This window comes from Leptotrichia sp. SK-5 (assembly GCF_055387215.1).
In genome coordinates, this window is the sequence record NZ_AP028931.1 from 1,321,437 (window position 1) to 1,345,346 (window position 23,910).

A 23,910-nucleotide genomic window follows, 5' to 3' on the forward strand; every position below is an offset into this window, starting at 1 on the left:
GATTAAGAGCATAAGTTTAATAGTTTTATGCTCTTTTGTTTTTGTATGAGTTGTCCTAATTGTTTTGTAAAGAATTGACAATTTAAAAAAAAATGATATATTAATAATATCCAATTGAACAGATATATACAGTTTCTTCAGTAGTAGAACGATATAATAATGTAGATAAATTTGAAGGAGACAGATTTGTTATGTGGGGTTCGAATAAACAAGTATTACATGCGAAAATTACCAATATTATTAGTTGTACTTCTCGGTATTATGAAGAAGAGAAGAATTGGGATGATTGGGATCATTGGGATGATTGGTTTAATTTGTTGCCCACTTATAAAGAAAAGCGGTATCATAGGCGACTTTGGAGAGAATATAACTATAAATTAAAGATTATTTTCATATCAGAGGGGCGTATAATTGAGACAACTATTCTGTACTCATCTGAATACGGAGGGCTACAAATTGGTGATGAATTATGTATCACAACGCTCAAGTCAGACCCCAATACAATTCTTTATATTACGAGATATGATTTTTCTTATAAATTCAATAAATTTACCTTAATAACTTTATTTGTATTGATAGGAATACTCCTTTTGGCTATGATAGACTTATTCTTGCCAAAATGACGAATTTAATAATGAATTTACTACACCGATGTAAAATCACTGGGAGATTGAATAGAGAACATAAAGTTGTCACAATAGTTTTATTAAACTAGAGAGATTGAAATGTGTGTTGTTAGCATTGATCTCTCCAAAGATTGGAGAGCGATGATTATTCTGCGTCCTAAGATTAAGAGTATTGATTGATACTGTATTGGTTATCATGACTATAAATGCAATGGGAGAAAAAACATGGTTTAGAGAAAAGTGGTGAGTTGATGTGATAGTGAACACCTAAAATTGTGTAGTAAGTTGAATCTGAAATTTGAATCAAGGTGTGGGAGATAACTTATTAGATTTGTTTGAAAATAATAGTAGTATTATTTTCAAATAATGAAATAAAAAGGTTTCTTAAAGAATTTTATTTGTATCTAAAAGAACTTGTTTAGAGAATCACTAAAAATAATTTATTAAAGTAGAAAATCAATTAGTTTTTTATAAAAAATAAAAAAACAAAATTATATGGTAAAATTACTTAGACTGTGTATGAAAACTCAAAATCTATGATATTTTTAATGTTTTCTGATTTTACAAATAATACAAATTATATAAAATCAGTGATATTTTTAATGATTATCAAATAAAATACTCATAATTAGTTGAAACATTGTTGCCATGTCTGTTACAATAAAAGAAAAGGCATAGGAGGACTTGCCATGCAAAGAAGATATGAAGTGTCAAATAATATTGTAATAAAACAAAACATATATTTTCCAAAGCTAAAAAAGGATGTCCAGGCAAAGATTCACGTTTGATGTTTAATACTGTATTGTGGATTGCCTTCAGTAGTGTGTCTTGGAGATATCTTCCCAAACGTCTTGGTTCATGGAAAACTATGTATTCACGTTTTTGTAAATGGCGTGATGAAGGAATTTTTCACAAGATATTTTAACATTTGAAAAAAGATGTTGACTGCGAGAACCTTAGTATAGACTCAATAACAGTTAGGGCTCATCAGAGTAGTGCAGGATGAAAAAAGGGCAAAAAATTTAGAAGTAAATCAGTACATTAGTATGAGTTCAGGCGAAAGAACAACCAAAAAATGCAATTGTAGATGAACTAGGAAACTTGATATATATCAAGCTAACTGCAAGGCAGACTCACAATAGCACAAAGCTATTGAAATATTGTCTTACTTAAAATAAAGGTATATAGTATAATTGCAGACAAGGTATACAGAATACAGGAAATACGAAAACCCATAGAAGATAGGGAGGTAAATACACGAACATCCGAAATCCAATACAAAAGACAAATGGGAATGTGATTACTATGTCTACAAGAAAAGACATTTTGTAGAATACTTTTTCAACAAGCTTAAACGGTTCCCCAGAATAGCGACACGTTATTATAAGTTGTCAATTTTATTTATATGGATTGTATAATAATCTTAATAAATTGAGTTTAAGTAATCATTAAAAATATCACTGATTCAGAACTTTCAGACACACCCTAATAAAATTTATGAATAAATTGGGGAAAATAAAATAGTTATACTTGCCAATCTTAAAAAATTGACAACTTCGCACTTGCGAATGATCAATTGAATATTAAGTGATCGTTTGAAAATTTTTTTGAAAAATGGAAAAATTTTCAAAATACAAATCTGAAAAGAAAGAAGTAAAAAGTTACACAACAAATTATGTGAACAATTCGATAAGAGTTGAAGAAAATAAATACTTAGTTTTGCCGAAATTGAAAAGGAAATAAAAAAAGTACCGAGTAAAAATAATGTAGTTGGGCTTGATTTTTTAATATCTAAACTACTTGTCACTTTTAAAAACCAAAGACCTGATTATTGAAAATAGGTCAGAATGTTAGAAAAGAAATTGAAAAAATTACAGAAATCATTGTCAAGAAGAAAGATTAAATTTTCTCAAAATAAAGTATTAGGTTAAAAAGTACAATTTCAAAATTGCATGAATACATTAAAAATTGTCAGAAAAACTTTTTGTACAAATTATTGAAAAAAATTAGCTGAAAAATATAATGCCGTAATTGTTAAAAACTTGAATTATGAAGAAAATGAGCCAAGCATTAAATTTTGGAAGGAGTGTTGGAGACAAATAAAGAATGTTCTTGATAATGCTTGAATGTAAGCTGGTATTTTTAGTGAGCAATTTTTAAAGATAGATAAGTGGTTTCTGTCATCAAAAACTTGTAGTAAATATGGAAATATTAAAGAAAATTTGAAATTATCATATAGCAAAGTGTGAATGTGAGTGCTGCAGAGTCAAAAGTGACAAGGATTATAGTGTATCATATTAAAGGAAGTTGGAAAAGCAATGTTGAAATATTAAAAAGAAGAAAAACAGTACAGGGACTGCTCAGAGAGTTTGACTAATCATGTGCAAATACTTTCTAGGAAACTCTTGCTTCTAAAAGCAGGAGTAGTCCACTAGAAATCGGAGGTATCTAAGATAGTGTTAAATGTTATATTACAAAGGTTTCGACTAATTTTCAGTATTCATATATCTTATCGAAGAACTGCAGTGGACTCTTTTTATTTTAAGCACGCTAGGAAATGGAAAAAAGATTATATCTGCATAGATGTTGGTGGTAAGAATAAAAGGAAAAAGGGAGAATTTCAATTATCAAAATACATAGAGAACCCTATTTGTGTCAATCTAAATCCATCGGTAGAACCAGACTATTTATGTGATGCTCGTAATATGCCATTTGATAATGAATATGCTGACATAATTATCTGCTCGGAAATGTTGGAACATGTTGATGGTGTTGATGATGTACTCAAGGAGATTCATCGTGTTCTAAAACCAAATGGAAAAGTTTATATTTGTGTCCCATTTTCTATGCATATTCATTCTGTTCCTTATGATTATGGTCGATATACTGAATGTTTTTGGGAGCGACACTTGAATAAGTTTGGTTTTAAGATTTTAGAATTGGAAGAACAAGGGGGATATTGGGCGACAAAATTGAATATGAATAAGCGATTTTTGAAATGTTTTCGAAGAAGAAACAAATACAACCCATTTTTAGTGATAGTATATCTTGTTTGTGTGATTCTGCGTATGTTATGGTTGGTGCTTGAGAGTGTTGATCCGATGAAAGAAGTAGGTTACACCACAGGCTATGGTATTGTAGTTAAAAAAATAGAAGAAAGGATTTAGAAATGAAAATTGGATTTATTGCAGAAGCGTATCCTCCTATGTCTGGTGGTGTTGCAACATCAGTGAGGCGAGTATCGAAAGAATTGGTAAAAGCGGGGCATGAGGTTGTTGTTTTAACATTTGACCATTTGAAACCTGTTTTTGAGGATGATTTTTGGTATGAAGAATATGATGATGGAGTACATATCTATCGTGTAGGTCCTTTTTTTCTAAAAAATAAAACTCTTAAGGATTTGCCTAACGAACTTAGCGAAAAGTATCAAGCTGTGCTACGTAGAAGGGCATATTACCAAATGTTAGCTTTGTTGAAAAAAGAAAATGTAGATATTCTTCTTTCTTTTTATCTGCTTAATAGTGGTTGGATAGCTCAAATGTTGGCTAATGAACTTGATTTACCCTGTGTTGCAGGTGTAAGAGGAAATGATATTGGTAGAAATATTTTTCATGTATCTCGATTTGCAGTAATTAAATGGGTAGTTAATGAAGCAGATGCTATAGTTGCCGTAAATGAACATTTACGGTATAGAACGGGCATTGCTTTTAAGGAAATTCGTAAAAAGATAATTACAATTTCGAATGGATTTGATTGCAATAACCTTGATACAGTAGAATTGTGTGATAAAAGTATGATCAAAGACTGGGATTGGGATGAGAATGACTTAATTCTAACTTTTATTGGCAGTTTGCGTGAGAAAAAAGGTGTTGCCATTTTGTTAAAAGCATTGAATGAAGTTAATGCCTCTAATATTCATGTCCGTCTCTTGGTCGTTGGTCCTGCTATTAGCGGTGCAGAAAAATTAGCTGTTGGTCATATCTGGAATCATCTTGTTGAACAAAATATCGTTCGCTATACTGGGCAGATCCCTCGTGATTTGGTTCTCTCAAATGCCTCTGTTGCAGATGTTATTTGCATTCCTAGCCTTGATGACGGAATGGCTAACGGTCTACTTGAAGGAATGTCAATTGGTTTATGCCCTATTACAACAACGGTCTTGAGGGATGTAGTTGACGATAAAGTTCATGGATTAGTTGTTGAACCAGGAGATGTTGAAGGGTTAGCCGAGGCTTTTGAAGAATTATACAATGATAAATCACTGATAAGGAAGTATGGTGAACGCTCTCGTGAGCATATACGTAACGATTTTAAGCCAGAGCGTGAAGCTGAAAAATACATTAAGTTATTTACAAAAATTTTGGAGGAAAAAGATGAATATACCACTTTATAAACCATATTTACCTATTGAAATCCGTGATTTTTCTATGGATGCGATGGATTCTGGATGGCTTGGATATGGGAAAAAAGCTCAGGAACTGGAAGATGTATTTACTCAGCGATTTGGAGGATGGTCTTTAGCGGTTACGAGTTGTACATCTTCGTTATATTTGACGGCACGATGTATGAAAGAGAGCAATACAGATGAAGTAATTATTCCAGCAATAACTTTTGTGAGTACCGGCATGGCATTTCGCAATGCTGGTTATACTGTTGTTTGTGCAGATGTAGATAAACAAGGATTACTTTCAATTGACAGCGTTAAAGCTGCCATTACATCTAACACAAGAGCAATTGTTGCCGTTCATTTATATGGGCAAAGAGTGCATCTAGATGAACTTCGCCAACTTTGCGATGAACATGGTATTTATTTGGTGGAAGATTGTGCCCATAGAGTAGCTCTTAATGATGAATCTCATCTTGGTGATTTTTGTTGCTTTTCTTTTAATGTTATGAAAGAGCTGCCATCAGGAGAAGGAGGACTCCTTTGGGGAAAGGATCCAAAGTTTGAAAGCATGGCAAGAGAGTTTGCAAATGTTGGGTTAGCAGAGAATACTGTACAGAGAACATCCTCTTTAAAACATTACAACTATTTGTTTGGGTCACAGCATGGATTGAAATTTTTGCAAAATGATATAATTGCAAGCTTAACACTGAAGCTTTTGAGGCTCTTGGATAGTAATCGTAGTAAACGTAAAATAATTTTTGAAAAATACCTCACTGTATTATCAAATTATCAAGAATTTTATCCCTTTACTAGGGATGATGATGATTCTTGTCTGATGTTTGTTGTCCGTTTGGAAGAACAATATGTGGATGACTTCCGTAATTTTTTGGCCCAGCGTGGTATCGCTACAAGCCATCATTATCCAAACCTTTCAGAACACCCATTGTTCGAAAAGCGTATATCTTGTCCCTTTAGCTTACAATATGAAAAAGAGATTATAAGTTTGCCCTGCTTTGTAGAAATGACTGAAGAACAGGTTGAAGTAATCAGCAATGCAATTACAATTTTCGCTATTCAAAAAGGTTTTTCCAAAAGACTTTAGTAGTAACCCTAATAAATAGATATCTACGACATGCCGCTGTTTAAATCTAAATATACGATAAGAAAGGAAATTAAAAATGGATCGAGAATTATTAAATAATCTTATTTATCCGATATTTACTACCGCAATTGGTGCTGGTATTGGTGGATGGTTTGCATACAAAGTTGCTAGAGGACAGTATTTCAGATACCAACTTGATAAAACTATAGGGTTCATTTTTCTTTTGAAAAAGACTGCGGATAGAATAGACAAGAAAAGTGGGAAAATAAAAAAATATATACGGAATACGATTGATGAAAAAGATACAATGGAAATTAAAAAAAACATTTAGAAATTGATGTCGATTACTTGCAATTAATACAGCAGTGGAAAATGTTCAAAGGAAACATATCTTTATGTGGTTCGAAATTTATATGTCAAAATTCGGAAACACGAAAAAATATTGAGATTCTTGAAGATAAATTCTCAGAACTCTTGGTTAAACTTCAAAGTTATATAAAATTATATGAATCTTTCAAGAAAAAATACGATAATAAAGTAAAAAAAGAAGAATTTGATATCCATAGCTTTTTGAATTCTAAGGAATTAGAGCGGCAACTTAGAGACGCTAGGGAAAATCTTAAGGAAATTTCAGACTTATGCAAAAAAATTAGCGAAATCTATGAGAATCTTGAACGAAGTTATGTTAAAAATGCGAAAAGATTTTCGATTTAAGGTAGCATGATTGGAATATAACAATAAAGGATGAATGAATAATGATTAAGTATGGCAATGATTATATTTTGATAAAGAATATTCGGGAGGAAAATATCTCAAAATGTGTAAAGGCTCGTCGTATAAATCAAGCGAGCTTCTTTGGAAAGGTAGTTTCGGATTCAGAATCAGAAAAATGGATTCGACTACATACTGAAAACTCTAATAACATCTTGTTGGAGATTATTTATAGACCATTGGATTGTTTTATCGGTACAATCGGTTTTGTTAAACAAAATAATGAAATAGAAGTTGGCAGATTAGCGCTCTATTTTCCTGCTATAAAAGAATTAATCCGTGCAGGTGTAAATCCAAAACGATTACATAAAGTTATGCAAATGGTGTGCGGACTTTCTATTGATTACCTATTCAAGCATACTGATGCAGAATTACTTTTTTGTAATGTGTTAGAAAATAATATACATTCAAATGCATTGTGTATACAATTATCAGGTGGCATTCCACAAAAGATACAACAAGAATTTGAAGGCACTCCTCAAGATGTTCTGCACTATGAGCTTACAAGAGCAGAGTATTTGGAATGGGGTAAAAAATGAAAATAGACTGTTTATTTTACTTACATAACACTTTTGAGAATAACCATTATGCTCTGGCTAGTTTTGTGCAAACAATGCAGAATCAAGGTGTACAGTATTCATTCGTTGCAAAGCGATTCATGGATAATAGGTTTTCCTCTATTTTAAATCAGGCATATTGTATAGAGGTGAAAAACTTACCTCTTTGGGATAGTTTTTGGCAAAAATATGGATTGTTTCATGCCATTTATGATGGCAATTCTTCATTAGCTATGTGTCTGGCAGCATATATGTTTAATGTTCCTTTTGTTCTTTCTTTTCATGGTGGATATGATACGAATCACAAAATATTTCTTCCTGAAATGAAAGATAAAATTCGTTGTTGTGTAAAACATTCTTTTTATACAACAGTTGTATGTAAATCGGACAAAAAAACACTGATTTCTCTCGGTTGCCCCGAGGAAAAAGTTCTCATCGCACCGCCAGCAATAGATCTTTCTATACTACCAAAACCTTGCAAGGAAGACAATAAAAGAATTTCCGTTGTAGGTAGGTTTATTGAAAAAAAGGGCATAGATATAGCCATTCAAGCACTTGCTTTAATAGATCCTGAATTTACACTTGATATTATTGGAGATGGCGAACAGAAAGAATTGTTGTATCATATTGCAACAGTTCATGGATTACAAGATAGAATTCGATGGCATGGAGAACTACCCCTTGAAAAAGTCCTCGATCTAGTTGCAAATAATAGTTTTTTTTGGCATCCAGCAAGGAAAGCCAGCGATGGTAATGCTGAGGGTATTCCACAAGTATTAATTTATGCACTGGCACTTCAGAGGATCTGTATTGCTTCAAATAGCGGTCATATTAGCGATTTATTATATGATGTAAGCGGCACAGCACTTATTGAACCAAACAATCCAGAAGAGTTAGCAAAAGTTACTTTAGCTATGGTAGATAAAAAAAAAGCTATTGATAGAGATGAAATTACACGACTGTACAGTGTGGAAAATCAGCTAAAGAATTGGTTAAATATTTATAAGCTCTTATGAGCTAGGAGGGAGGGATTTGGTATGCGTTTATCTGATGAAGCCGCTTATCAGGAGTTTCAAAGTGAAAATGTACAATCTATATTAAAAAATATTGAACAAAAATTAGAAACAAGCTTTACTGCAGTTGAACTGAAAAATTGGGGTGGGCAAGGAATAATAGTTTATTTGGAATGTCCTCTTTATTATTATAAAATTTGTGCTAAATTACCACATTTTAAGACTTCGGGTTTGATGGAGGCGAAACATGCAATTTTAAAAGAAGCATTAATTAATGAAGCTCTTACCAGACATGGTGCTGATTATGTCCCTCGTTTGTTGTGTTATTCCGATGATGGAACATACTTTGTCAGAGAATATTTAGATGGTAGTTTATTAGATAAAGAGATCAGAGATGCAATTCCAGAAGAACGAATTAAACTAGCTTATTTGGAATGGGAAATGGTTACTAAAGCATTTAATACAATCCATGAGAATAAAGAACAACCTTATGTGATTCGTGATTTAAAAGCAAAAAATATTATTCTTTCACCTGGGAAAGACAAACTTTTTCTGATTGATTTAGGAAGTTGCCGTAGAGAAGATAATATGATTTCCAGACGAAAATTAAAAATATGGAATCGTTTTGGAAGTGGACAGTTTCTGCACTGGCCACTTGAACAACTAACAGAAGACAAAAATAGATGCTCTAAAAAAGTAGACTATTTTGCTTTCGGTGTTTTAATGTATGAAACTGTATTCAATTATAGACCGTACACCAACAAGGAAAAGATACTTTCGGTAGCAAAAAAGAAATATGCAAAAGAATACGAGATAGCAAAAAATGAAATCCATAAAGCTGTTAAAGCTGATTATCTGCCAATAGAACTTGCTGAACTAATGATTCATACACTACATCCAGAGCCTGAAAATCGTTTTTTTAAAGAAATGATAAGACAATGAAAATCATTCTTTTAAGACATTTAGATACAATATACTCTCGTGAACACCGAATTTGTGGACAAACGGATTGTGACATTTTACCAAATGGAAAGCTAATTATCCCAGATGAAGTAATGGAAATTTTGGATACCGAAAAGTTTAAAATATATACATCACCATTAAAGCGCTGTTTGGAAACAATAAAATACTTTCAAGAGAAAGAGAATTGTTCTGATACCATTCTCGTTCCAGAATTCTCTGAAAGGGACTGGGGTCCCTTGATAGGAATGACAAAAATAGAAGTATTACAACAATATGGTATGGAACTTAGTTCATTGCGTAATACACTTTCAGGTATTGAAATAGATGAAGATTTTTCTACTCGTGTTTATCAAGGTATAAAGCGAACTGTTTTAACTGATGTATTCGCGACGATAATAGTTACCCATCAAGGGTGTCTGCGTATTTTATGTGAGTTTTTTGGGATAGAATATAAGAAGTTCCAACCAGGTGAGTTTGTGCTAATAGAAAAGTGAATTAATAAAATATGTATGAAAAATTTTTATGTTGCACGATAGAAAGTAAAAAAATTGAAAAAATAGAAAAATAAGGTTGAAACACGAGTCTAAAACTATCTTAATTTGTTTGTTGGAAGATTTGATAGGAAAATCGTGTGGAAATTAATTAGGCTATGTCTAAAAATTCAAAATCTATGTTATTTTTAGTGTTTTTTTATTTTATAAATTATAAAAATCACGATAAAATTAGTATTTATTATTTTTGATTTTGTAAAAATGTGTTAAAAATTACTTATTTTGAAAGTTTTTAGACACATCTTAATTTATATAAGGACATGAGTACCTCAACACTTTAGCGATGGGAGTATCAGAAAAAACAAGAGGTAATTCAAATGAAGAAGAATACTTAGTTACGAAACGCAAAGAGAAAAATTTAATTCAAACACAACTTGCCACAGTCATTAGAATGAATCGTTTAATGATTTCCCATATTGAGAATAGTGAATATACACCAATTCTTGATTAGCTGGAATCTTTCGGTGCTGTGTTAGGTTTTGGGTTAGCTGACTTAATTGAAACCGAAACTATGCTACTAGAGAAAACCACATCGAAGACTCCTTTGTAGATAGAGTTTATAATATTGCTGTAGTTGGCATAGTCTATGTTGGGCTTTTCATTGCTATCCTTCTAGTACAAAAATCATTTTACCACCATAGATACCATTTCTAAACAGGTTAACGCCTATACGAGATGTTTATATGAAAATGTACCTTTCCGAAAAAATTGGATTTGACCGCGACGCTTGATGGAGAAACTACTTACAAAGATGCAGATTACATTGTCATTGTTGTTTCAACGGACTATAATAATCGCAATAATTTTTTTGACTGTTTAACGATTGAAACTGTTATCGAGATAGTTTTAAATACTAATCTAAATGTACAATCCACTGTGCTCGTTGGGTGCACTGAGCATGTTCGTGCTAAGTAGTACAAAATATTATGTTTAGTCCCTGAATTCCTACGTGAATCAAACGCTTTGTATGATAAGTTTTACAACTTTCTCGTACTGTCTCAATATCATGTGATAAAAGATAGAAGAAGCTGCTCATACTTTTGCTACTCTCCTTCAGTAAGATATTATCAAGGAGAACATTCATGTTTCTTGTTTCAATGAATTGGATATCTATGTTGCTAAAAACTCAAGAAACCATAAATGATATTTGTTTAAATTCTCATATTAGCACACACTACAAGAATCTTTCTTCAGCTAAGGTGATTATTGCTTACCAAAATATACCAAGCAACTACTAACAACTTTCCTTGATTAGTTCTACTTTCTACAGTAGTCGACTGATTTATGACTTGAAAGAATTTAAAGATGTTTCCCAGATAATCATTGCAAATCACTATGATTCCTATTTTGATGATGTTTCTGAGAAATTTAGATCCGAGATATAATAAATACATAAGGAGGAATTTTAAATTGCAAAAAATAGATTTGAAAAATAAAACAATTCTTGTTACTGGTTCTGCAGGTTTCATTGGTAATAACTTAATTCTTTCATTGTTAAGAGCACAGGCACCGATCAATATTGTAGGTCTGGATAACATGAATGATTATTACGACGTAAGAATTAAGGAATGGCGTCTATCCAAAATTGACAAGTATGTTATGGAGCATCCCGACTGTAAATACAATTTTTACAAAGGTGATCTTGCCGACAAGGCGATAGTTGACAGTATATTTGAAACGCACAAGCCTGCCATTGTAGTACATCTAGGTGCCCAGGCTGGTGTTCGTTACTCTATCACCAATCCAGATGCTTATGTCTATTCTAATTTGATTGGATTCTATAATATTCTTGAAGCTTGTCGTCACAGCTATGACAACAGTGCAGTTGGAGTTCAACATCTAGTTTATGCTTCATCCTCTTCTGTGTATGGATCTAACAAGAAAATTCCTTATAGTACAGAAGACAAATCGGATAATCCTGTTTCTCTGTATGCTGCTACAAAAAAATCAAATGAGTTGATGGCTCACGCTTACTGCAAGCTGTATAATATTCCTGCAACTGGATTACGTTTCTTTACAGTTTATGGTCCTGCTGGAAGACCTGATATGGCATACTTCAATTTTACTAACAAACTACTGAAAGGAGAAACAATTCAGCTTTTTAATTACGGCAATTGTAAACGTGACTTCACCTATGTGGACGATATTGTAGAAAGTATAATACGTGTTATGCAAGGTGCTCCAGAGAAAAAAAAAGACGAAAATGGCTTTTCTATGCCCCCCTACGCTGTTTATAATATTGGCAATAATAATCCAGAAAGCCTTTTGAGTTTTGTTGATATCTTACAACAAGAACTTATTCGTGCTAAGGTGCTACCTGCAGACTACGACTTTGAAAATCATAAAGAATTGGTTGCCATGCAACCTGGTGATGTAGCTATCACTTACGCTGATATTTCTGCTTTTGAGCGTGACTTTGGCTTCAAACCAAGTACAAGTCTTAGAACTGGTTTAAGACAGTTCGCTGAGTGGTATAAGAGATTCTATAGTATATAATTGAGTTATCCCGTTTTTTGTCAAATATAGAAGTGTATAAATGTTAAACATTTGTTTCAAAAACATATTAAAAAAAATGTTTCTTTCTTAATGTAGCTTTTATCTACTGATTTTTATTGTACTCTCTTAATACTTCATTTGGACTCCTAAAGCCTAATACTTTTCTTGATATGTTGTTGTACCTTGTATTGGTCTTATGTCAAGAAAAAGGATAAGTTAAGCAGAGTATTTTTTTTCAAATTCATATATTTGCTTACCGTCTTCTGGCTCACTTTTCCTCGAATTTTTTCTAGCTCTTTCATTATCTTGGGAGCTCGTAAACTTTTTTTGACCTTTCATATATATTTTTTATTTCTCTCTTTATATCCTGCCTCGATTTTCCCAATTTTTCCATGAATAATATCCCAATGAAGAAACACCTAATTTTGGGAGCACACTGTTAACAGAAACTTTGCGTTCCTTCTCATAGCTTTCAACTGATTCATAAATTTTCCGTTTCATTAATTGCTCAGTATGCCCATTGCTTTTTTTAATATTTCTAATTCATCCTGCGTATCTTTCAGTTCTTTTTTCAGTTTTGCGATTTCCTTGTCTTTATCTGAAGCATAGTTTCCTGCCCCACGTATTTCTATCTTGTCGTGATTTTTCTTTGCCCTTGATATCCAGGCATCTAATGTTGATTTCCCAATTCCCATCTCGTCAGCAACTTCTCTAACTGATTTTCCTGATGAATGATAATATTTTACAGTATCTTCCTTAAATTCCTGAGTAAATTTTGATTTTTCATTGATCCTCCTAATAGTTTTTTATTATATCATTTTTTATTAAAATTTACTCTCTTTAATTTCTCCACTTTTTATTCTAACATACAGATAATCTTAAAAGAGGCATTAGCCTCTTTTCCTCTTCTTTTGTCAAACAAATATACAAATGTCTACGACAAAATATCCAACCTGGTTGGATTAATAAAATATTAATAGTATTTTTTGAGGGGCGGATATCTGTAATGATAAAATTCCCATACAATCATTTTAACCTTGCATACTGGACAGTAAAAAGGATTCATCCCGAAAATCTTGTACATCTGTCTTTGATAAAATGAATATCTTGACACGGCAATGTTTTTCCTGAAAGCATCAATTGCCTCTTTAAGCCTGCCAGAAATATGCCTTGAATAAAATCCGTAGCGGTTTACCATCTTAAAGTTTTTAGGAGGCAGATGAATTAAAATATGGGAAACAAATCTCTCAGAAGGCATAGTAATGCAAGTTTTCTTTTTATCATTAGCAAAAGAAAGCAACCTCCTTGTCAGTAATGTCAGTAATCTTGTATTCAGCAATGGGAGCACGTGCAAGGTATCGTCCAAGATATTTGATAATACCTTTTGTGCTGTTAATGTCACCATTGCCAACGTTAAAGAAAAATCTTTTATTTTCCTTGTAAAGCTTCGCGGCAGTATTTTTAGCGGCTTTCTCAATCCTCCTGTTGGGATAGCTGCCGTTTTCAATAATTTTAAGGACGTGGTACTTCCATTGCCCGGCAATAGTGTCAACGTTGAAGTATCTCATTTTCCTGAACTCAAGATTTTTATTGAAACCTCCTAATGAAACAATGGCATGAACATGAGGGTTCCATTTCAGGTCCCTGCCAAAAGTATGAATGACAGAAATGAGGCCGTAATGTACAATATCGGAATCAGTAAAGTAATATCTGGAATGTCCAGAAATTTTGTTTTTTCTTTTTCTTTTCCTGCTGATATTGTGAAAGATGAACTTGAATACCTGGTTAACAGCGGCAGAAAGTTTTGACAGAAGGGATCTGTCGTAAAAGAAGAACTTTCTGCATTCTTGAGGGACAGTAAAAAGGACATGGCGGTGCTCAATATTGAGAATATGTTTCTGAATATTTTCAGTCCATGTCCTGGAATACTTGTAACCACAAGAAGGACAGAGCTTAGACTTGCAGGTAACAGGGAACAGGTGTGTAACAGGGCAGTGAGGACATTTGAACTTGACAAAACCTTTTGAAATATCCCTGCAGGCAAGAAATTTATCAATGGAAAGTTTAATATATTCAAGGTGACTGCCGTCAATATTATTTTTCTTGCAAAATTTTAAGGAATCTAGTAAAATATTGTTGTTACTGAAAATATATTTCAGTTTATTTTGTGTAATGTTTATCATAAATATATTATACAAAAAAATCAGCCGAATTTCTATTCGGCTTTTTTATAAAATAAAAATATAGTGCTCATATGAAACACAAAAATTGCGAATATTTTACTTAAATTCTAGTTTTCTACTATTTTTTTATTCTAAAAATAAATTTACTAAAAAGTTTTTTAGTAAATGATTAAAGCCTAATATTCTAAAATAATTTGAATACAGTTTTTGTTTTTTAAACAAGTTTTAGTATAAAATATTGTAAAAATTATAAATTTAAATTTGCATCTAAATTTTGGTATTGTATAGTTTTATAATGCTTAGTATATTTAAAAAAATTTTTTGTAGAGAAATAAAACTTGTATATACAACACAAAAATGATATAATATGAAAAAGTATTTTAAAAATAGTTGACTTTTAAAGTAAGAAATAATATAATCTTTCTGACCACAAATTTAAAGATAAAGCAAAATTAATGAAAAAGAGGTGAAATATGGATAGTTTAATTAAGATAAGAAACTTGGTAAAAAAGTATAAGCTTAATAATGGACAGGAACTGCTGGCTGTAAATAATGTGAATCTTGATATTGAACAGGGGGATATTTACGGAATTATGGGTCTTAGTGGAGCTGGGAAGTCTACGCTTATACGTCTTCTTAATAGACTGGAAGAGCCTACTTCAGGAGAAATTTTTGTAAAACATGAAGTTATTGATAAAAAAGGAAAGAAAAGTCTTGGATATGAAGATAAAAATATTTTGAATTTTAATGTGAGAATGCTACGGGAATATAGAAAAAAGACAGGGATGATTTTTCAACATTTTAATTTGCTAAATTCACGAAATGTTGCTGGAAATGTAGCTTTTCCGTTAGAGATTGCAAGATGGAAAAAACGGGACATTAATAAAAGGGTGGACGAATTGCTGGAAATTGTAGGGCTTTCTGATAAAAAGCTGAATTATCCTGAACAGCTTTCAGGAGGACAGAAACAGCGTGTAGCAATAGCAAGAGCATTGGCGAACAATCCGCAATTACTTCTGTCAGATGAGGCAACATCGGCACTTGATCCTAGAACAACTAATTCTATTTTAGAACTTTTGAAAGATATAAATCAGAAGTTTGGAATAACAATAATTTTAATAACGCACCAGATGGAAGTTATAAAGAAAATTTGTAATAAGGCGGCAATAATGTCGGATGGAGAAATTATTGAAAAAGGGGAAACAAGGGAAATTTTCTTAAATCCTAAGACAGAATTAGCAAAAGAATTTGTACAAAATATTTCACACGAAGAATTCAGGACAGAGGAAGAAATAAAAAATCGTGAAGAAAATACAGGAAAATTACGATTAAGACTGAAGTATAATGAAAAGCAGGTAAACGAATCATATATCACCCAGATAATTCGTAAATATGACGTTGAAGTTAATATTTTAGGTGGGTTTATTGACAAAGTGAGCGATATTATTGTAGGAAATTTACTGGTAGAAATTTCGGCAAATGAAGAAAAATCCAAAGACATTATTGAATGGCTGAAAGAAAATAAAATAGATTCGGAGGTGGTATAATGAGATTTGACTGGATCAAGTTTTTACAATTTCAAAATATGGCTATACCTCTTTGGGAAACAATATACATGGTATTTATTTCGACAGTTATATCATTAATTATCGGACTTCCAATTGGAATTTTACTTGTTACATCTGATGAAAAGGGCGTTAAACCAAATAAAACTATTCATAAGATACTAGATATGATTATTGTAAACATTACAAGATCAATTCCATTTATAATTTTAATGGTTTTATTAATACCGCTTTCACGGATGCTTGTTCACAAATCTTACGGAAGTGTTGCTTTCATTGTTCCACTTTCACTAGGTTCTGCACCATTTGTGGCAAGAATTATTGAAGGGGCCTTAAAGGAAGTAAATGATGGGCTTATTGAAGCTTCAAAATCAATGGGAGCGACTGCATCTGAAATTATTTTTAAAGTAATGATTCCAGAAGCCTTACCTGCACTTGTTCATGGAATGACATTGACGTTGATCAGTTTAATTGGATATTCTGCAATGGCTGGAACAATCGGTGGTGGTGGACTTGGAAATGCCGCTGTAATTGACGGTTACCAAAGATCTAAGCCCGAAGTGATGTGGCAGGCAACTATTGTTATAATTGTGCTTGTACAAATTATACAGTTTATTGGAAACAGCATTGTAAAAATGTTGATGAACAAGAGAAAAAGAGTTTAATAAAAAGGTTGTAAAATAAATTATAAATAAAAAATTTTTGGAGGTATTTATGAAAAAAATATTATCATTGTTATTAGCAACAGCATTATTTTTAGTAGCTTGTGGAAACAAAAATGAAACTAAAGGAGCAGCTGACAGTCAAGGTGGAGCTGCGAAAACTGAAAAATTAATCGTGGGAGCAACACCTATTCCGCATGCTGAATTATTAAATTTGGTAAAAGAAGACTTGAAAAAGGAAGGAATTGATTTAGAAGTAGTTGAATTTAATGATTATGTTCAACCAAATAAAGCACTTGCAGACAAAAGTATAGATGCAAACTTTTTCCAACACGTTCCATACATGGAAGATTTCGGTAAGAAAAATAATATTGAATTATCGGCAGTTGGAAATATTCATTTGGAACCAATGGCTTTATATTCTAAAAAAATAAAAAATCCTAATGAGTTAAAAAATGGGGACACTTTGATAATTCCTAACGATCCGACAAATGGAGGTCGTGCATTGATTTTACTTGATAAAGCTGGTATCATAAAATTAAAAGACAACACAAAATTAGATTCTACACCAGCAGACATTGCTGAAAATCCAAAAAATATTAAAATTGAAACATTATCAAATGAGCAAATTGCACCAAGATTAAGCGAAGTTGCAGGAGCAATCATAAATTCAAACTTTGCAATTGATGCTGGAGTTACAAAAAATGAAATTATCCTGATAGAGGGTAAAGATTCGCCTTATGTAAACATTGTTACAGTTCTAAAAGGAAATGAAAATGATGAAAGAGTTAAAAAATTGGTAAAAGCATTACAAAGTGAAAAAATTAAAAAACATATTGAAGAAAAATATGAAGGTAGAGTAATTCCTGCGTTCTAAATTTGTAAAAACAATTATGTGGAAAAATAGCTTTAAATTAACTTTTAGAGCTATTTTTTTGTAAACTTCTTGAAATTAATTTAAAAAAAATGTATAATAGATGTAATGCTTTTTAGAAAGGCAATTGAAAAGAGAAAAATTTTTATAAATTTTGCCTAATTTAAAAAGTTATTTTTATTTAACTCAAAATTTTGAGTTTATAAAGATTTAGATATTTTATAAAAAAGAGAGGAGAAAACATTTTTAAATATTGTAATTTGAAAATTAGTTTCAATGTTTATTTAATTTTCAAAATATTTAAAGAGATGAAGAAAAATGAAAAAATTACTTACAGTTTCGTTATTTTTAGCTAGTATTAATTTAATTTATGCAGAAAATGAAAATTATGGATATGAGGAGCTTTCAGTAAAAAGAACATCACAAAAAGAAGCAAAACCAGTACAGCCTGCCCCTAAACAAATGGGATTCTGGGATTTTTATGAAAAGCAGCAGGCAAAATTGTTAAAGGATAACGATAAAAAGTTATTTGATGAACTCAGTCCAACAATTAAAGCAAAAGACGATTTTTATGACTATGTGAATGAGGAATGGACAAAAAAAACACAGATTCCTAGTACGAAGCCAGCATGGGGTTCCTTTTATGAATTAAATGAGAAAAATCAAGATTTTTTACGTAACCTAATAAATGAATTAAAAAATAAATCATCATTGAGTGCAGATGAAAAGAAGGTTATAACCCTTTATGACAGCTATTCTGATATGAAAAAAAGAAATGAAGATGGATTAAATCCGATAAAAAAAGATTTGGATAGAATAGATGCTATACAGAATATTGAAGATTTGAAGAAATACAATATTGAAGTTACAAAAACTGGTGGTTCTGAATTTTATGGATGGGGTGTAGGAACTGATTTAAATGATTCTAAAAATAATGCAATTTATTTAGGAAGTGCTGGAATTGGACTATCAAGAGATTATTTTCAAAAAGATACAAAGGAAAATAGAGCAATATTGGAAGAATATACAAAATATGTAAGCGATATATTAAAATATGCTGATGAAAAAGATGCTCTTGAAAAAGCCAAAAAGATAGTTGCTTTTGAAAAACAGATTGCGAATACATTATTGACAAATGAAGAACGTCACGATGTAAAAAAATATAATAATCCAATAAAAGTTAGTGACTTAGGTACATTATCTAAAAATGTAGATTTAGCACAATACTTGAAAGAATTAAATGTGAAAACTGATAAAGTTATCATAAGTGAATTGAATTATTATAAAAATTTGGATAACTTTGTAAATGATGCTAATATTGACATAATTAAAGATTATATGAAATATAATTTAATAAGCTCTGCTGCGGGTATCTTAACAGATGACATGGGGAAAAGAAGTTTTGAGTTTTTTGGAAAATATTTAAATGGACAAAAAGAAAGAGAAACGCTTGAAAAAAGAGCATTAAACTTTACAAATGGAAGTTTAGGTGAAATAATAGGAAAAATTTATGTTCAAAGAAACTTCTCGCCAGAAGCTAAAAAAAATACACAACAAATGGTTGATTATATTAAAAAAGCAATGAAAAATAGAATTGAAAAACTGGATTGGATGAGTGCAGCAACTAAGAAAAAAGCACTTGAAAAATTGGCAAAAGTTAATGTGAAAATCGGATATCCTGACAAATGGAAAGATTACAGCAAAATGACAATTTCAAGTAATGATACACTTTATGAACAATTGAAAAAAATAAGTGAATGGGAATATGGAGAAGAATTGAAAAAGGTTGGAAAACCAGTAGACAAGAAAGAATGGCATATGGATCCACATACAATAAATGCATATTATTCTCCAACAGGAAATGAAATAGTCTTTCCAGCTGGAATTTTACAATTTCCATTTTATGATTATAGCAAATCAGAAATGGCAAGTAACTTTGGAGCAATAGGAACTATAATCGGACACGAGCTTACACATGCATTCGATGTATCAGGAGCTGAATATGATGGAGATGGAAATGTAAAAAACTGGTGGACAGAAGAAGATAAGTTAAAATTTGATGCAGCAACTAAAAAATTAGAAAGACAGTTTTCAACTTATTCAGTTGGCGATGGAGTAAATGTTAATGGGAAATTTACATTAACAGAAAATATTGCTGATTTAGGTGGTCTAAATATTGCTTATGATGCATTACAGTTATATTTAAAAGATCATCCAAATTCTACAAAAGCCTATGCTGATACAACAAACAAATTATTCTTCTTAAGTTTTGCAAGAATGTGGCGACAAAAATCTACCCCAGAATATTTAAAAAACTTGGCAAAAACTGATTCACATTCACCAAATATATTTAGGGTAAATGGAACTTTAATAAATGTCGATGCTTTCCATAAAGTATTTGAAACAAAACCAGGAGATAAAATGTACAAAGCCCCAGAAGATAGAATAAAAATCTGGTAAAATAATTAAATAATAAAACAAAAACTATCTTAATTAATATTGAGATGGTTTTTTATTTTGATTTTTTATTATATAAAAAAGCTACCAAAACAAAGATGGTAGCTTAATTCTTCCAAAGAAGAAAATCTATTTATCTAATACAATTATACACTATTTTTATAAAATGTCAAGTTTTTTATTTTTAATATTAATTAAAAGTCAAAATAATAGTTTTACTTTAAAATATTATCGGACGTATTAAGTTTTATAATTATTATAATTCTATAAAATTAAGACATCATATAGCTAGTTAATTAGTTATTGAAATTAATACTAGGCAATAAATTATTAACTAATTCACAAAATAATAAAAGGAAAAATATTTAAATTTATGATATAATATTTATAGAAAAAGAAAAAAATTTTATAAATAAAAACAGAATTGAGACTAAAATTTTAGAAAATGGAGGGAATTAGGACGTGAAAAGAAAAACTATTAAAAACACAGTTGAAATATCGGGAATTGGGCTTCATAAAGGAGAAGAGATAAAATTAACTTTGAAACCTAGCGAAAATAATGATGAAAGAGGAATTATTTTTAAAAGAATAGATGTGAGCGGGAAAAATAATGTTATAAAGGTTGATTATAGAAATTTATTTGATTTGGAGAGAGGAACAAACATTAGGAATGAAGATGATGTGAAAGTTCATACAATTGAGCATTTTTTATCATCACTTTCAATTACAGGAGTGACTGATATTTTAGTTGAAATTTCAGGGAATGAATTACCTATTTTGGATGGAAGTTCGGCTGGATTTGTTGAAAAATTGCTAGAGGCTGGAATTGTAGAGTTAAATGAGGAAATAGAACCTGTTATAATTACGGAGCCTGTTATATTTTCAGATGAAAAGGCTGGGAAATATGTGATGGCGTTACCTTATGATGGGTTTAAAATATCTTATACGATTGATTTTAACCATAGCTTTTTGAAATCACAGTATTATGAGCTCGAAGTAAATTTAGAAAATTATATGGAAAATATTGCAAAATGTAGAACTTTTGCATTTGATTATGAAATAGACTTTCTTAAAAAAAATAATTTAGCGTTGGGAGGAAGTTTGGAAAATGCTGTGGTAGTGGGATCAGATGGTCCATTAAATCCAGAAGGGTTGAGATATCCTGATGAATTTGTAAGACATAAAATTCTTGATATAATTGGAGATTTATATGTTTTGGGAATGCCTATAAAGGCTCACATTATCGCAATAAAGGCTGGACACTATGTAAATTCAAGATTAACTGAGATGATTGCGAAAAAATATTTATAAAAAATATAAAAATTGCTTGTAATTTGGATAAAAATCAAATATAATGTAGGTATAAAATTTTTAGAATAGTTGAAATAAATAAAAATACAAATTCAGGAGGAATAAAAAATATGGCAACAAATGAAACAATTATGAGTGTAGAGGATATTATGAAAATATTGCCACATAGATATCCGTTTTTGCTAGTAGATAAAGTTATCGAAAAAAATGGTACCGACTCTTTGGTAGCAATAAAAAATGTCACAATGAACGAAGAATTTTTCCAAGGGCATTTTCCTGGAAAACCAGTAATGCCAGGAGTTTTACAAATAGAAGCGTTGGCACAAGCTGTAGGACTGCTAATGTTGGAACCAGGTAAAATACCTTTATTTATGTCAATTGACAAATGTAAATTTAGAAGAGGTGTTGTTCCAGGAGATCAGTTAAGATTGGAAGTAGAAAAAATAAAAGTTAAAAGTAATGTAATAGTCGCACGTGGAAGATGTGTTGTTGACGGTACAGTTGTAAGTGAAGCTGACTTGAAATTTTCAGTACAGGATTTATAATTAGATAATACTCAAACTACTTTAAAATTGGACTTTTTAAAATGAAATAAACCTGCTGTTTGAGTAGTATAAAAGTTTATAAGTTCGATTTTTTAGTAGTTCTATTTAACTTTAAAATTCAAATTTTAAGTAATTCAAAATAAAAGAATGAGGTATGATAATTATGAGTTTAAATATACATCCAACGGCGATTGTTGATCCAAATGCTAAACTTGGAGAAAATGTAAAGATAGGTCCTTACTCGATTATAGGACCAGAAATAATAATTGGAAATGGAACTGTTGTAGAATCACATGTTGTAATCGAAGGAGAAACGATTATTGGTGAGAATAATTATATTTTTTCTTTTGCTTCGATAGGTAAAGATCCACAAGATTTGAAGTTTGGTGGAGAAAAAACTAGAGTTGTTATTGGAAATAACAATAAAATTCGTGAATTTGTCACAATTCACCGTGGAACTACTGATAAATATGAAACAAGAATTGGAAATAATACACTTGTAATGGCTTATGTTCATATCGCTCATGACTGTATAATTGGAGATAACTGTGTTCTAGCAAATGCTGCTACTTTTGCTGGACATGTGGAAGTGGAAGATTATGCGGTGGTAGGTGGACTTACTGCTGTGCATCAGTTTACAAGAGTTGGACGGCACGCTATGATAGGTGGATGTTCGGCTGTAAATCAAGATGTTGTTCCTTATATGCTGTCTGAAGGAAATAAAGCGAGAGCTGTTTATATTAACATTGTAGGGCTTCAACGTAGAGGTTTTTCAGAAGAGCAGATAAAAAGGCTAAGAGAATTGTATAAAATCATATTTAAGAAAAAACTGAAACTGGAAGAAGCGCTTCAAATTGTTGAACGTGATTATGGACAGTATGAAGAAGCACAAAATCTTGTTAATTTTATACGAAAAAGTAAAAGAGGTATAACAAGATAAAAATCAAAACTTAAAATGTAAAATTTCTCAAAATAATCTATATTTTATTTTGAGTTAATTTTTTAATATAGATATTTTTAAGAGGAAAAAGAGATAATGGAAAAAGTAGGTTTGATTGCTGGAAATGGGAAATTGCCTGAATTATTTTTGAATCAATGTATTTTGAAAGGGATTGAACCATTTTCAGTTTATCTATTTGAAAGTGTGGAAGAAAGTGTAAAAGAGCACAAAAATTCTGTGAAATACAGCGTTGCTCAAGTTGGGAAAATAATTTCATATTTTAAGAAAAACGGCATAAAGCATTTAATAATGCTTGGAAAAGTTGAAAAAAATTTGATATTTTCAAATTTAAAGTTTGATTTGACAGCAACTAAGATATTATTATCTACAAAAAATAAAAAAGATAAAAATATTTTAAAGGCAATAATTGATTACATTGAATCAGAAAATATTGAAGTTTTGCCTCAAAATTATTTAATGGACGAGTATATTGCAGGAAATGAAACATATACAAAAGTTTTACCAAGTAAAAATGAGGAAAAAACAATAGAAATTGGAATTGAGGCGGCACGAATGCTTACCGACATTGATGCAGGGCAGACTGTTGTTGTAAAAGATGAATCTGTTATCGCATTGGAAGGTGTGGAAGGTACAGATAAGGCAATTTTGCGTGGTGGAGAACTGGCTGGGAAAAACTGCATTGTAGTAAAAATGGCAAGGCATAATCAGGATTATCGGATAGACATTCCAACGATTGGTCTGGAAACAATAAAAAAAGTTGTGGAAATTAATGGACGTGGAATTATAATCGAAGCTGATAAAATGCTGTTTATTGATAAAGAGGAAGTTATAAAATTTGCAAACAAAAATAAAATTTTTATAAAAGGAATTAAGATTTAAAAGTTTT

Annotated in this window: 25 protein-coding genes; 21 read left to right on the plus strand and 4 right to left on the minus strand. The window is 31.1% G+C overall.

Features of this window, described 5'->3' with window-relative positions:
• Positions 1 to 191 precede the first annotated feature (191 nt).
• Positions 192 to 623: a hypothetical protein gene (locus tag ACZ5B9_RS06715; protein WP_464421710.1), complete on the plus strand. Its 432-nt coding sequence runs from the start codon at positions 192 to 194 to the stop codon at positions 621 to 623.
• Positions 624 to 1,413: 790 nt separating this feature from the next.
• Positions 1,414 to 1,551 (plus strand): transposase, encoded by a 138-nt coding sequence (locus ACZ5B9_RS06720; protein ID WP_464421712.1) that lies wholly within the window; start codon positions 1,414 to 1,416, stop codon positions 1,549 to 1,551.
• Positions 1,552 to 2,083: 532 nt separating this feature from the next.
• Here the strand turns inward: ACZ5B9_RS06720 and ACZ5B9_RS06725 are convergent.
• The gene (locus tag ACZ5B9_RS06725) at positions 2,084 to 2,188 is read right to left on the minus strand and encodes a hypothetical protein (RefSeq protein ID WP_464421714.1); all 105 of its coding nucleotides are present in this window, start codon (positions 2,186 to 2,188) and stop codon (positions 2,084 to 2,086) included.
• Between the two features lie 52 nt (positions 2,189 to 2,240).
• On the opposite strand from ACZ5B9_RS06725, the gene ACZ5B9_RS06730 reads away from it, so the two are divergent.
• The 11 genes from ACZ5B9_RS06730 to ACZ5B9_RS06780 all read left to right on the plus strand — a co-directional run bounded on the left by ACZ5B9_RS06730 (position 2,241) and on the right by ACZ5B9_RS06780 (position 12,466).
• Positions 2,241 to 2,369 (plus strand): hypothetical protein, encoded by a 129-nt coding sequence (locus ACZ5B9_RS06730; protein ID WP_464421716.1) that lies wholly within the window; start codon positions 2,241 to 2,243, stop codon positions 2,367 to 2,369.
• Between the two features lie 713 nt (positions 2,370 to 3,082).
• On the plus strand, positions 3,083 to 3,793 hold the full coding sequence (locus tag ACZ5B9_RS06735; protein WP_464421718.1) for a methyltransferase domain-containing protein: 711 nt from the start codon (positions 3,083 to 3,085) through the stop codon (positions 3,791 to 3,793).
• A 2-nt stretch (positions 3,794 to 3,795) separates the two neighbouring features.
• The gene (locus ACZ5B9_RS06740) at positions 3,796 to 5,019 is read left to right on the plus strand and encodes a glycosyltransferase family 4 protein (RefSeq protein WP_464421720.1); all 1,224 of its coding nucleotides are present in this window, start codon (positions 3,796 to 3,798) and stop codon (positions 5,017 to 5,019) included.
• Positions 5,000 to 6,115 carry a DegT/DnrJ/EryC1/StrS family aminotransferase gene (locus tag ACZ5B9_RS06745; protein WP_464421722.1) on the plus strand — a complete coding sequence of 372 codons (1,116 nt, stop codon included), beginning with the start codon at positions 5,000 to 5,002 and terminating at the stop codon, positions 6,113 to 6,115. The genes ACZ5B9_RS06740 and ACZ5B9_RS06745 overlap by 20 nt, the downstream gene beginning before the upstream one ends.
• Positions 6,116 to 6,191: 76 nt before the next feature.
• The gene (locus tag ACZ5B9_RS06750) at positions 6,192 to 6,446 is read left to right on the plus strand and encodes a hypothetical protein (RefSeq protein ID WP_464421724.1); all 255 of its coding nucleotides are present in this window, start codon (positions 6,192 to 6,194) and stop codon (positions 6,444 to 6,446) included.
• 41 nt (positions 6,447 to 6,487) lie between these two features.
• Positions 6,488 to 6,829, plus strand: a complete 342-nt coding sequence (locus ACZ5B9_RS06755; RefSeq protein ID WP_464421726.1) for a hypothetical protein — start codon at positions 6,488 to 6,490, stop codon at positions 6,827 to 6,829.
• A gap of 41 nt (positions 6,830 to 6,870) precedes the next feature.
• Positions 6,871 to 7,425: a hypothetical protein gene (locus tag ACZ5B9_RS06760; protein ID WP_464421728.1), complete on the plus strand. Its 555-nt coding sequence runs from the start codon at positions 6,871 to 6,873 to the stop codon at positions 7,423 to 7,425.
• Positions 7,422 to 8,459 (plus strand): glycosyltransferase family 4 protein, encoded by a 1,038-nt coding sequence (locus tag ACZ5B9_RS06765; protein WP_464421730.1) that lies wholly within the window; start codon positions 7,422 to 7,424, stop codon positions 8,457 to 8,459. The genes ACZ5B9_RS06760 and ACZ5B9_RS06765 overlap by 4 nt, the downstream gene beginning before the upstream one ends.
• Before the next feature lie 21 nt (positions 8,460 to 8,480).
• The gene (locus ACZ5B9_RS06770) at positions 8,481 to 9,398 is read left to right on the plus strand and encodes a protein kinase domain-containing protein (protein ID WP_464421732.1); all 918 of its coding nucleotides are present in this window, start codon (positions 8,481 to 8,483) and stop codon (positions 9,396 to 9,398) included.
• Complete coding sequence (locus tag ACZ5B9_RS06775; protein ID WP_464421734.1) at positions 9,395 to 9,913, plus strand: histidine phosphatase family protein; 519 nt, start codon at positions 9,395 to 9,397, stop codon at positions 9,911 to 9,913. The genes ACZ5B9_RS06770 and ACZ5B9_RS06775 overlap by 4 nt, the downstream gene beginning before the upstream one ends.
• Before the next feature lie 1,467 nt (positions 9,914 to 11,380).
• The gene (locus tag ACZ5B9_RS06780) at positions 11,381 to 12,466 is read left to right on the plus strand and encodes an NAD-dependent epimerase/dehydratase family protein (protein WP_464421736.1); all 1,086 of its coding nucleotides are present in this window, start codon (positions 11,381 to 11,383) and stop codon (positions 12,464 to 12,466) included.
• Between the two features lie 500 nt (positions 12,467 to 12,966).
• On the opposite strand, the gene ACZ5B9_RS06785 is transcribed toward ACZ5B9_RS06780, so the two are convergent.
• The 3 genes from ACZ5B9_RS06785 to ACZ5B9_RS06795 form a co-directional block, all read right to left on the minus strand.
• Positions 12,967 to 13,266 carry a transposase gene (locus tag ACZ5B9_RS06785; protein ID WP_464423927.1) on the minus strand — a complete coding sequence of 100 codons (300 nt, stop codon included), beginning with the start codon at positions 13,264 to 13,266 and terminating at the stop codon, positions 12,967 to 12,969.
• 173 nt (positions 13,267 to 13,439) lie between these two features.
• Positions 13,440 to 13,766 (minus strand): transposase, encoded by a 327-nt coding sequence (locus ACZ5B9_RS06790; RefSeq protein ID WP_464421738.1) that lies wholly within the window; start codon positions 13,764 to 13,766, stop codon positions 13,440 to 13,442.
• Positions 13,750 to 14,649: a transposase gene (locus tag ACZ5B9_RS06795; RefSeq protein WP_464421740.1), complete on the minus strand. Its 900-nt coding sequence runs from the start codon at positions 14,647 to 14,649 to the stop codon at positions 13,750 to 13,752. Before ACZ5B9_RS06795 ends, ACZ5B9_RS06790 begins: the two co-directional genes overlap by 17 nt.
• A gap of 473 nt (positions 14,650 to 15,122) precedes the next feature.
• On the opposite strand from ACZ5B9_RS06795, the gene ACZ5B9_RS06800 reads away from it, so the two are divergent.
• From ACZ5B9_RS06800 to ACZ5B9_RS06835, 8 genes are all read left to right on the plus strand, one after another.
• On the plus strand, positions 15,123 to 16,196 hold the full coding sequence (locus tag ACZ5B9_RS06800) for a methionine ABC transporter ATP-binding protein (RefSeq protein ID WP_464421742.1): 1,074 nt from the start codon (positions 15,123 to 15,125) through the stop codon (positions 16,194 to 16,196).
• Positions 16,196 to 16,879 carry a methionine ABC transporter permease gene (locus ACZ5B9_RS06805; RefSeq protein ID WP_464421744.1) on the plus strand — a complete coding sequence of 228 codons (684 nt, stop codon included), beginning with the start codon at positions 16,196 to 16,198 and terminating at the stop codon, positions 16,877 to 16,879. The genes ACZ5B9_RS06800 and ACZ5B9_RS06805 overlap by 1 nt, the downstream gene beginning before the upstream one ends.
• A gap of 49 nt (positions 16,880 to 16,928) precedes the next feature.
• A complete protein-coding gene (locus ACZ5B9_RS06810) occupies positions 16,929 to 17,753 on the plus strand; it encodes a MetQ/NlpA family ABC transporter substrate-binding protein (RefSeq protein WP_464421746.1) in 825 nt (274 codons plus the stop codon).
• Between the two features lie 315 nt (positions 17,754 to 18,068).
• The gene (locus tag ACZ5B9_RS06815; RefSeq protein WP_464421748.1) at positions 18,069 to 20,210 is read left to right on the plus strand and encodes a M13 family metallopeptidase; all 2,142 of its coding nucleotides are present in this window, start codon (positions 18,069 to 18,071) and stop codon (positions 20,208 to 20,210) included.
• A gap of 459 nt (positions 20,211 to 20,669) precedes the next feature.
• Positions 20,670 to 21,518, plus strand: coding sequence for a UDP-3-O-acyl-N-acetylglucosamine deacetylase (gene lpxC / locus ACZ5B9_RS06820; RefSeq protein WP_464421750.1), 849 nt, complete (start codon positions 20,670 to 20,672; stop codon positions 21,516 to 21,518).
• A 110-nt stretch (positions 21,519 to 21,628) separates the two neighbouring features.
• Positions 21,629 to 22,063, plus strand: a complete 435-nt coding sequence (fabZ, locus tag ACZ5B9_RS06825) for a 3-hydroxyacyl-ACP dehydratase FabZ (protein WP_464421752.1) — start codon at positions 21,629 to 21,631, stop codon at positions 22,061 to 22,063.
• Between the two features lie 163 nt (positions 22,064 to 22,226).
• Positions 22,227 to 23,003, plus strand: a complete 777-nt coding sequence (lpxA, locus tag ACZ5B9_RS06830; RefSeq protein ID WP_464421754.1) for an acyl-ACP--UDP-N-acetylglucosamine O-acyltransferase — start codon at positions 22,227 to 22,229, stop codon at positions 23,001 to 23,003.
• Between the two features lie 96 nt (positions 23,004 to 23,099).
• Entirely contained in the window at positions 23,100 to 23,903 is an 804-nt protein-coding gene (locus ACZ5B9_RS06835; RefSeq protein ID WP_464421756.1) for an LpxI family protein, read from the plus strand.
• Positions 23,904 to 23,910 lie beyond the last annotated feature (7 nt).